The organism is Allosphingosinicella deserti, from assembly GCF_003012735.1.
GTDB lineage: Bacteria > Pseudomonadota > Alphaproteobacteria > Sphingomonadales > Sphingomonadaceae > Allosphingosinicella > Allosphingosinicella deserti.
Genome location: NZ_PXYI01000013.1, coordinates 130,721 through 141,249, shown reverse-complemented (window position 1 = coordinate 141,249; position 10,529 = coordinate 130,721). Strand labels below are relative to the sequence as shown.

Here is a 10,529-nt window from a genome sequence, read left to right as displayed (position 1 = left end):
CCCTGCCTCGGCCTCCTTCAGGATGCCGACGATCTGCTCTTCCGAAAACCGCTTCCGCTTCATCCATCCGTCCCTTCATTGGGCCGGACTCTAGCTCAAACTGGAGGAGAAAACGGGGGTCACGTCAGGCCGTAGCAAGCAACCGGGCAAGGCACTGTCCGGAGCCCGATGCTCGCCAGCCGAAAACCTTCTTTCAGTCGCGCAGCGTTCGACGTCCCCACAAATGCAGCGATACACAGCACGCGACCGCGTGCTTGTACGCCCACATCTTGCAGGCGGATGACGGCCAACGGCCTGGCCATCTGCTAAGCGCTGCAAAAATTAAAAAAGTAAGTTCATGTAATATTGCCATCGACCGACGCCCGTGCCACCATCTTGGTCTGACTGCGAACGCGGTCGAGTCCTGAAGCCCGGAGAGGCAAGGATTAAGGAGGGATCATGCCTGCGCAGCGGCACCTGAAAGCAATTCCGGATCTTGGGCGCTGCCGGTCAGTCGCGCAGGCGGTTGGCGGCATCCGCGGCTTGGGCGCCCACACCTGCTCTTGCCGCTCGTCAAGGCGCCCCGCAACTGCAGATCCCATGGGCATGCCCAAAGGCGTGGTCCAGCCGCTTGCCTGGATGGTGGCTGACCCAAGGCTGGAGTGGACGGGCGTCCCAAGCCGCCAAGTACCAGTGTGACAGACCCAGTTCGATAAAGACCCTCCGATCGGGGATCCCGTCGATCCCTGCATGAAAATGACGAGTCCCGATGGGAGCGCTTCCAACGCACGGATTGAGGGGCTGCAAGGTGAGCATCCGCCAAAAAATGGGCAGGCAAGGAGATGATAATGAACGTGCGTAAGGCTATTCTGGCCACTTCCGGCTTTACGGTCGTCTTCGCGTCGCCGGCGATGGCCCAGACGGGCTTGCCGGCCGAGACGGCGCCGGAGACGGCCAGCGTTCCGGCGACACCGAGCGATACCGGCGAGATCGTGGTCACCGGGCTGCGACGAAGCCTTCAAAGTGCGCAGGCGCTCAAGCGGGACGCGGCGCAGATCGTGGACGCGGTCGTTGCGGAGGATATCGGGAAGCTGCCCGACAATAATGCCTCCGAGGCGCTTGCGCGAATTACCGGTGTGCAGGTCAACCGCGGCAGCGATGAGGCGGGCGGCGTTCAGGTGCGGGGCCTGCCCGACCTTACGACCACCTTCAACGGCCGCGAAGTGTTCACCGCCGAGATGCGCAACGTCGCCTTGCAGGATTTCCCCGCCGGGGCGCTGGCCGGGCTGGAGGTGTACAAATCCACCACCGCCGATCAGATCGAGGGCGGCATCGCGGGCCTCATCAACGTGCGCTCGCGCCGGCCGTTCGATTTCAAGGGTTTCCAGGTCGCCGGCGCGGTCCGTGGGACCTACGGCGACCAGGCGAAGAAATACGATCCCAACTTCAACATATTGGTGACCGACCGCTGGCAGACAGGCATCGGCGAGATCGGCGCGTTGGTGAACGTATCCTACACCCAGCTCCATTATCTGACTTCGTCACGCTACATCAACGGCAACATCCGCGCGCCGGGCAACGACCAGCCGGTGGCCGGACCGCGCGACTTCGTTCTGCCGGAATCGGTGGGTGTCTATTACGATCGCGGCAAGCGCTGGCGGCCGTCGGTGAATGGCTCGCTCCAGTGGCGTCCGGCGTACAATGTCGAGATTTATGTCGACGGGCTATTCCAGGGCGCTCGCACCAACGTCGAGAATGATTTCGTCGGGCTGAACCTGATCAACGACAATCCCGTGCTCGGTAACGTCGTCCGCAATCCGGATGTGCCCGGCACGCTCGACAGCGTTACCGTCACGCCCGATTTCGCCGGCGGCCGCGGCATCGATTTCTCGCGCAGCACGCGTGCGGGCCACACCAACACCTATCAGGGAGCGATCGGCGGAACCTGGGAGATCGACGAGCGCGCGACGCTCAGCACCGACTTCGCCTACACCGACAGCCGGGCCACCTATATCGATCATAATGTCGATTATGCGCCGGCAACCCCGCAATCGGCCGACATCGTGTTCGACGTCGGCGGCAAGGACGGCGGTCCGCAACTGTCGCTGCCCGGCTTCGACGCCCTCGATGCCGACAATTTCATTCTCCGCGGCATCTGGGACCGGCGCTCGCTTGCCAAGGGCAAGGGAATCCAGTGGCGAACCGACCTCAAGCTCAAGACCGAGCTGCCGGTGATCACCCAGATCGATTTCGGCTTCCGCTACACCGATCGCGATGCGCGGCTGCGCAGCGGCGGCCGCTATGCGTCGCTGCGGCCGCTGGGCATCCGGCTGTCGACGATCCCCGGCGCGGAGGACGGCGGGCCGATCCATGCCGGCTTCCGCGGCAGCAGCGCGCAGCCGTTCCGCCAGTGGTGGGCGCCGAGCCGGGATTCCATCTTCGGCAATATCGACGCGCTACGCGATCTGGCGCGAAGCGGCCTCGCCCAGATCGGAACGCCCGACGCGCTGCGGGAGCTGGCGACCTATGGTCCTGACGTTCCGGCCTATATCGCCAACGAGGATTTCGACGCGACCGAGCAATCCTATGCAGCCTACGGCCAGATCCACTACGGCTTCGACATCGGTGCGATCCCGATCGACGGCGTGATCGGCGCCCGCATCGTCAACACCGCCGTGGAGGCGACCGGCGTCGGGCTCGTCGGCGGCGTGCCGACCGCTTTCACCTCCGATCAGAATTACGTCGATATATTGCCCAGCGCCAATTTTCGCGCGCACCTGACCGACAAACTCCAGCTGCGACTGTCGGCCACCGAAACCCGCAGCCGGCCGAACTTCAACCAGCTGAGCCCTGCCCTCACCTTCAACCCCAACGAGACTCCGATCCGCGGCGGCAGCGGCAATATCGATCTGCAGCCGGTCCAGTCGAAGAACTACGATGCATCGCTCGAATGGTATTTTTCGAACACCGGTTCGCTGACCGGAGCGATCTTCCGCCGCGACGTGCAGGGCTTCATCACCAATCTCAACAGCACGATCGTCGATCCGACCTATGGGCCGATCATCGTCAATCGGCCGGAGAATGGCGGCAAGGGCCGGCTGCAGGGAGTCGAGGTGGCATTCCAGACTTTCTTCGACTTCCTGCCGGGCTGGCTGAGCGGGTTCGGCACGCAGCTCAATGCAACCTACATCGATGCGTCGCAGGCGCTGCCCGCATCGCTTGGCGAAGCGGGGCAGGATACCGCCATCCCCGGCGTATCGAAGTGGAGCTACAATGCCGTGGCCATCTACGAAAAGGGGCCGGTATCGGCGCGCCTGGCGTATAATTGGCGCTCGCGCGTCACCAACTTCTTCGCCACCGACGACGATGGCCAGCTGATCGGCGGCGAGTTCAACCGCCCGATCGAGCGGCTCGATTTTTCACTGTCGGTGGAAGCGATGGAGGCGCTGACGCTCACCTTCGATGTCAGCAACATCACCGGAAGCCCCTACCGGGCGCTGCGCGCCGCGACCAATCTGCCGGACGTCAGCTATCCGCGCGACGTTCGCTACGAAAGCCGGGTGTTCGCGCTTGGCGCCCGGTTCCGCTTCTGATGCGCGGCCCGGCAGTTTCGCGCCGTGGCTTCGCAGCCGGCGCCGCCCTGCTCGCCTTGCTGCCTGCGGCAGCGGGGGCGGCGCCGAAGCCGCGCAGCGGCGCCCGCGCCGAGCAGTGGCGCGCGGCGATGGAGAACGGCTTCGCGCTGAACGACGGCACCGGACTCTACCGTGAATATGCGCCCGCCGCGGCCACCGATGCGAAATACGCGACCGAGTGGCCCTTCTCGCAAGCGCATATCGCCTATCTCGATCTGGCGATGACCGACGCCGCGGCCGCACGCCGCCACGGCGCGGCGCTGGCCAGGGTGCGGGCCGCGGAGGAGCTTTACTGGTCGGACACCAGCGCGAGCGGACAAGGCGGCTATCTGTCGCGGGTCGTCCCGCCGCTCGGCCCCGGTGACGACCTTTATTATGACGACAATGAATGGGTCGGCCTCGCCCAGGTGCAGCATTATCGCTTCTTCCGCACGCCGGAGTCCCTGGCTCACGCCAGGGCGGTGTTCGAGCTGATCCGCTCGGGCTGGTCCGAGGATCCCCGCCTCCCCTTCCCGGGCGGCGTGCGCTGGACGCAAAAGGCGGATAATGGCGACCGCAACACCGTGTCCAACATGCCCGCGGCGCAACTCGGGATCCGGCTCTACCAGATCACAGGGGAGCGCGCTTACCTGGACGATGCGCTGCGCTACTACCGCTGGACGAACGCGGTGCTGCAGCGGCCGGACGGCCTCTACCACGACCATGTCAAGGTTGACGGCACGATCGAGAAGACGGTGTGGACGTACAATCAAGGCGTTCCGATCGCGGTCAACGCGCTGCTCTGGCGGGTGACCGGAGAAGACCAGTATTTGAAGGAAGCGAAGCGGATCGCCACCGCCAGCCGAGACCGCTTCCCGCTTGCGCAGCTTGACCGCCAGCCGCCGCCGTTCAATGCCATCTACTTCAAGAACCTGCTCCTTCTCGACGGGGTGAGCCACACGCGGGAGCATGTTCCGGCAATGCGGGACTATGCCGATCACATGTGGCGCAACCGGCGCGACACCGCGACCGGGCTGTGCCGCCCACGCGATGGCCGGGCCGAACTGATCGACACCGCAGCGATGGTTCAGATCGAGGCTGTGCTCGGTTGGGCACCGGAGAACTGGACAGCCCTGTATTGAGCCGGGCCGCAAAGACACGGACCGCGACGGCTGTTCGTCCCGCTGCGAATCTGGCTCCCGGACGGCAGTGTAAGGGGACAAGACAGTTTCAAGTGAGGCGGACGGGCCGGGATTTCCTGGGACATAACAGGATTTTGGCGCATTTCCGCGACATATGGGGTGATCCATGCGCTCGGCGGGCTCCGGTACTTTGTCTAGAGTGGGCTGCCGTTTAGACATGGTAGGGACCAGACCGCCCGGAATCATGGAGCTTCAAGAGGGCAGCCGCCGTCAGCCTCTCAAGAACCTCTTAATCGGCCCCTCTCCCCTCCCTGAGAGGCCTCTTAGGCACTCGGTGGCCGGCGGAGCGGCGCTGCGAAAAAGCGGCTCACCAGGCATGCGGAACTGGTACCTAAGTGGCCCCAGGAGGTCCCAGTTCGTTGCCGAGGGGCCAGTTCTGAAAATGGCGGATTCCTGTGCGTTAAGTGACCAGCAGGCCTGGAGCGGCAGCTTACTGACTCTCGCGAAAGTGGGACCGTTTTCGACATCCGTCTATCGGAACTCGCTTGGAAACGGCAGCCCCCAATAGGCTCTGGTGTTCAGTATCCAAGATGTCGCCGGGCTCGTGAAGTTAGCCTCGTTGGAAAGAAAGATCTCAGCATCCTCTGGGTGGAGCATCTCTCGGAGGAGGTCATCACCAAGAGGCTGACGCTCAAGGCAACGTCGGAGCGTGAAGGCTGCCGCATCAGCGAGGCCGAGCAAGGGACCGCCTGCTTTTGGCATGAAGTGAGGATCATCGACGATGTGGTCAATTCTGATCCATGATGGCGGCGGAGATCGCCCGATAGCCTGGTCTTGCGATGAGGCGTGCTGCTGATCCGGCATCAATACGTAAGGCGCCTGTCGAGCGAACAGGCCAACTCTCCTTAGAAGCTCCCTTCTGTCCGTGACGTCCTCCGCGACGACCACTCCAATTTCGGACCCACTCAGGTACTTTCGGAGGAAGAGATCCGCCTTCACCATCGCTTGCGAGAATGCGATGGCATGGTCCCACTTCTCCGGGGTGATCCGTTTCTCCTTCAACCCAGCAATGACCGTCGACCAATCGACCTGCTTCAGGCTCGCAGCGAACGCTACCGGGATCGCATGATCGCGGATCAGATTTAGGATCGCCTTGAGGGTCGCAAGGCGGTCCGGGAACGCCCACTCATCTCGACTAAATTGCTTTCCGCCGTTGAAGAGTTCCTTGGCATGGAAGTGAAATCCTTTACGGATCTGGCTAGGCACGCGTTCATCCGCGATCTCGCCAAGTTTTTTTTCTAAGACTCGATACTGAGAGTCTGGCTCGACCAACACAGAGGCCACTACCAAGACAGCATCGCGGGTCGATGTGCCTGCCTCGTCAACGTAGATCATCCTCACGCTGCCCCTCCTAAGATCAGATTAGCGGACGGCAGGCGCATCGGTCTCAGCCACGGAAACATAAAAGAGCAGGAGCCGTGATCGTCGGTGGCCTCGACGCGAAACTCGTGGCCTTGCCAAATTATCGTTGGATCCGACTGGAGGCATTCGGCGAGGACCTTAACGGCCATGGCGCGGGCCGCATTGTGATCGGGCAGATCGGCGCCAACCTCATCGCGGTCGTGAGAGCCGTCTGCCGTATTGAAGAAGTAGCGCATTTCGGCTCCTGCCGTGGCCTCTCAGGGTCAAGATCATGGGCGGATTGAAAGCGCCTCGTGGGCGGGGGTTCCGGCTGTAGGTTTGCTTGCCTTTGGAGCACGATGATGCGCTGGGTGATGGCGATCCATTCGGCGTTGCCGTTCGGGTCTCCCTTGTCGCGCAGCTCGAACGCGCGAAGAGCTCCTGCCGTGATCGGATCTTCATCCAAAAGGCCGCAGACTGTGATCAGCCGCTTAGCACTCGGCCAGAGATCCGCCTCGCGAAGCACAGCTAGGGTGCAAGCTACTTCTTCGCTGGGCTAAATGGGTCCGGTATCGTTGGATCAGGATCGGCTTTCTCGCCCACCTTCTTCGGCAATCGACCGCTGTAAACATCAAAGGCACCGCGAGCGTATGAATCGCAGGCCAGCAGCTCTTGCCGATCGCGCACTGGATGGAGCTGCGCGGTGTAGGTCTGGATGATCGTGTAGTCGCCGCTCTCAACCGTTTCCCTCAACTTAGCGGCGCAGGTGTCAGTGAGCTGCTGAACCTGAGCCCGTGCCCGTTCAACCGAAACTGGATCGTAAGGACTGGCAGCAGCTGCTGCGTTGGCAATGAGAAGTAGCTTGATCATGGCAATCCTTTCCCCGCGTCGATTTACACACTTTCTCTTCGGTCTACGAGTGCCTCGCTCACCTCGGCTTTCTCGATTTGACCCAAGGGATGCCATCAAACCCGTGACGGGTTATCCCGATCGAGGTCGCAAGTCCTGCCGTAACTGCATCCGCGACCGCGTCCAATCTCTCGGCACGCCACGGGCCTCGCGGTACCCGCAGCGGGAGAGCGATCACTCGATATCGAGGCCCGGCGTCCGTTGCGGGTGACCAGGACCGACGAGATGAGGTATAAGGACGTTCTTTAGAACGGCTCAAGTGCCTCTAAGAGGGGTGAACAAGGCTGCGGATGACGTCTGCACGAATGATCGATAAGCCGATCGCATGAACCAGCCGAAGCGCCAAACCGTGTTCAAGAAGCTCCGCAGCCTTACAGGCGCGCGACCTGATGCCAAAAGCAGCTTTGAACTTTGGACATTTCCCTTGTTCAACCTCTCTGCCGAGCCGAGAGACCCGGGGAGAGATCGAGAGATCGCACTCGTATGCGCTAGCGTCCTAGAGCAGGCTCTTGAGGTGGCCCTGCTCACACGTTTCCCCGGGGTTACGAACGAGCTAGAGCGACAACTATTCTCGGATTCCGGAGCGCCGCTCGGAAGCCTCTCCAGCAAAATCACATTAGCACGCGCGCTCGGGATCATCGGGGAAAGGGCCAAAGGAGACCTCAATGCGGTCCGAAGCGTCAGGAACGCCTTTGCGCATAGCCGGCTAGCGCTGACGTTCGAGACGCCCGAAATAAGTGCTGCATGTGAGCTGATCGATCTGCATCATCGTTGGCCCGAGTTGAGCGCTTCGAACCGTCGCAACGATGCGCGCGAGACCTTCATCGAGTGCTGCTTCGAATTCACCTTGCACCTGACGATGTTTGGTGACGAAAAGGCCGAGCGCCTTACGAAGGTGGTGCTCGACGTAGATCGGTGAGGACACAAGATGGGGTGCTACAATCTGTCTTGTCCCGCTACACACAGTCTGACAGCAGCACTGATGGGGCGCTTACCCCCGATCCTGCCGGCGCGGCAGCCATCGGTACCTTTTTGCTAACCTTTTTCGGGCATCGCGGTGCCCATGGGGATCAGGCATTTCCGCAAGCTGCGCGAGCAGCTCAGGGACGGGCGGACGAAGGTCCTCCTCTGGACCACGCTTGCTGCCCTGATCTTCGGCGGTATCGAGTTCGGCGACCCGCTCGAGAAAGTCCTCGACCAACTGCGCAACAAAATCAGGAACCACCAGGCGAGCGGCCAAGTGGTACTCGTCGGGATCGACGACCCCTCGCTGCGAAGCGTTGCTCGCTGGCCTTGGAACGCCGGCAACTTCGCCGCACTGATCGAAGCTTTGGCGAGGCAGCGGCCGCGCAGCATCTCGATCCTGGAGAATGTGCCGCTGTCCGGAGAGGCTGAGGCGGACAGGGCGCTCGCCGCGACCATGGCCCGGCACGGCGACCACATCACTCTCGGCAACCGCTTCAAGGTCGACAAGCAGACGGACGAGCGCGTCCTTTTCTTCACCGACACCGCGTTCCAACCGAGGGACCGGCAGGCGAATATCAGTTTCAGGTACAATTACGCCGGCATCGCCTGGGAGCTGCCTTATGCCGTCGAAATGGAAGGACAGTCCGTTCCCGGCATCGCGGCCAAGCTGGCACGAATGCCCGGCGAAACCGGGACATCATTTCCGATCGATTATTCGGTCGATCTCTTTTCCGTGCCGGTGATCAGCGCGAAGGACATCCTCGCCGGGGCAAGTCCGGCCACCGCCATTCGTGGCCGCGACGTTATCGTCGCGAACACCGCCTCGGACGCGAGCAGCCGATTGTTCGTGCCGGGAATGGGCTATGCTCCATCTGCCTATGTCCAGATTGCTGGGGTCGAGACGCTTCGAAAGGCGCGCCCTGTCGACCTTGGATGGATCCCGGGATTTCTGCTGTCGCTGTTGCTCGCCGGGTTCGGGGTCTTCGCGCGGAAGCCCAGAGTCGCGGCGGCGATCGCCGCAACCGGCTTTGCCATCCTGATCGCCTGTCCATTGGCGCTCGAAACCGCTTCGATCCGCGCCGACAGCGTGCCGGGCCTGTTCGTCCTGACGATCATCTCGATTTGGCTCAGCCTGCAGAGTTGGAAGGAGGCACAGCGGCAGAAAGGCACGGTGAACGCGATTTCCGGTCTGCCGAACCTTAGCGCGCTACGCCAGACTGCCGGATTCAAGCCTCAGGTCCTGGTCTGTGCGCGGATCCACAATTATGCGCAGATCTGCATTGCTCTTGACGCCCGGCTGGAAAAGAGTCTCGCCCTGCAGATCACTCGGCGGCTGACCTTGGGGTCTCCCATTCCCAAGCTCTACCATGGCGAGGAAGGCGTGTTCGCCTGGTTCGTCGAGCCTGCTCCGGAAGAGAAACTCGGTGACCATCTGAATGCCCTGCACGCGCTGTTCCGAACTCCGATCGAGGTTGCGGGGGATCTGTTTGACCTGTCGGTAACGTTCGGCATTGAGGCGAGTGACGATCGATCGATTGCCAATCGTCTCGGCAGCGCGCTCGTCGCAGCGGAGGAGGCGCTGGCCGAAGGTCGGAAGTGGAAGAAATTCGATCCCGCCAAGCTCAAGGAGGCGCCGTGGCGCCTGTCGATGCTGAGCCAGCTCGACACTGCGCTCGAATCCGGTGACCTCTGGGTCGCGTATCAGCCGAAACTCGAGCTGCCCTCGCGGACGATCGTCGGCGCGGAAGCGCTCGTGCGCTGGTCGCATCCGGAAAAGGGCGCCGTGCCGCCGGTCGAGTTCATTCCCGTCGCCGAACAAAGCGGACGCATCATCGACTTGACGACGTTCGTGCTCGAACGGGCAGTCCGCGCCGGCGCCTTCATCGGCCACCGGCATCCCGGGTTCGGGATGTCCGTCAATCTTTCGGCCAAGCTGCTGGGCGAAACCGAGATCGACACCATGATCGGCCGCCTGCTCGATCGCTATGCGTTCGCACCCGAGCTTTTGACCCTCGAAGTGACCGAGACGGCAGCGCTCGCCACCGGGGTCGGGGCGCTCGAGCCGCTTCATCGACTTCGATCGATGGGCGTCAGGATCGCCATCGACGATTACGGCACTGGTCTTTCGACGCTTGAATATCTCCGGCGCATTCCCGCGACCGAGATCAAGATCGACCGCAGCTTCGTGCAGGCGGTCTACAAGAATCACAGCGACAAGCTGATGGTCCATTCGACGATCCAGCTCGCCCATTCCCTCGGTCAGAAGGTGGTCGCCGAAGGCGTCGAGGATGCGCAGACATTGGAAGCGCTGGCCTTCATGGGCTGCGACGAGGCCCAGGGCTATCTGATCGGCCGCCCCGTCGCCTTTCGGGAGCTGGTACGCGGTCTTCGCAGTGTCGGCAAAGCCCGAGCCGCCTCGACTTTTCGGGTTCGCGCCTGAGCTGATCCTGCGAGCTCGGCGCCCTGACGGACGCGCGAGCCTGGGCTTGAACGATCACGTCCGCAGTTCGAGGCTCGTCTT

The 10,529-nt window shown here is 62.4% G+C and carries 7 protein-coding genes; 4 read left to right on the top strand and 3 right to left on the bottom strand.

From position 1 onward, the window contains the following. Positions 1 to 827 precede the first annotated feature (827 nt). Positions 828 to 3,572 carry a TonB-dependent receptor gene (locus tag C7I55_RS26235; protein ID WP_106516012.1) on the top strand — a complete coding sequence of 915 codons (2,745 nt, stop codon included), beginning with the start codon at positions 828 to 830 and terminating at the stop codon, positions 3,570 to 3,572. Continuing rightward, positions 3,572 to 4,732 carry a glycoside hydrolase family 76 protein gene (locus tag C7I55_RS26230; RefSeq protein WP_106516011.1) on the top strand — a complete coding sequence of 387 codons (1,161 nt, stop codon included), beginning with the start codon at positions 3,572 to 3,574 and terminating at the stop codon, positions 4,730 to 4,732. The genes C7I55_RS26235 and C7I55_RS26230 overlap by 1 nt, the downstream gene beginning before the upstream one ends. Before the next feature lie 531 nt (positions 4,733 to 5,263). Here C7I55_RS26230 and C7I55_RS26225 read toward each other — a convergent pair. From C7I55_RS26225 to C7I55_RS26215, 3 genes are all read right to left on the bottom strand, one after another. Beyond that, the gene (locus C7I55_RS26225) at positions 5,264 to 6,133 is read right to left on the bottom strand and encodes a DUF3800 domain-containing protein (protein WP_146151153.1); all 870 of its coding nucleotides are present in this window, start codon (positions 6,131 to 6,133) and stop codon (positions 5,264 to 5,266) included. Further along, entirely contained in the window at positions 6,130 to 6,390 is a 261-nt protein-coding gene (locus tag C7I55_RS26220) for a DUF6894 family protein (RefSeq protein WP_106516009.1), read from the bottom strand. The genes C7I55_RS26225 and C7I55_RS26220 overlap by 4 nt, the downstream gene beginning before the upstream one ends. A 283-nt stretch (positions 6,391 to 6,673) precedes the next feature. Beyond that, the gene (locus tag C7I55_RS26215) at positions 6,674 to 7,003 is read right to left on the bottom strand and encodes a hypothetical protein (RefSeq protein WP_106516008.1); all 330 of its coding nucleotides are present in this window, start codon (positions 7,001 to 7,003) and stop codon (positions 6,674 to 6,676) included. Between the two features lie 364 nt (positions 7,004 to 7,367). Between C7I55_RS26215 and C7I55_RS26210 the strand changes: the two genes are divergently transcribed. Both C7I55_RS26210 and C7I55_RS26205 read left to right on the top strand, forming a co-directional pair. After that, on the top strand, positions 7,368 to 7,961 hold the full coding sequence (locus C7I55_RS26210) for a DUF4145 domain-containing protein (protein WP_106516007.1): 594 nt from the start codon (positions 7,368 to 7,370) through the stop codon (positions 7,959 to 7,961). A 144-nt stretch (positions 7,962 to 8,105) separates the two neighbouring features. Continuing rightward, entirely contained in the window at positions 8,106 to 10,448 is a 2,343-nt protein-coding gene (locus C7I55_RS26205) for an EAL domain-containing protein (RefSeq protein ID WP_106516006.1), read from the top strand. The last annotated feature ends 81 nt before the right edge of the window (positions 10,449 to 10,529 follow it).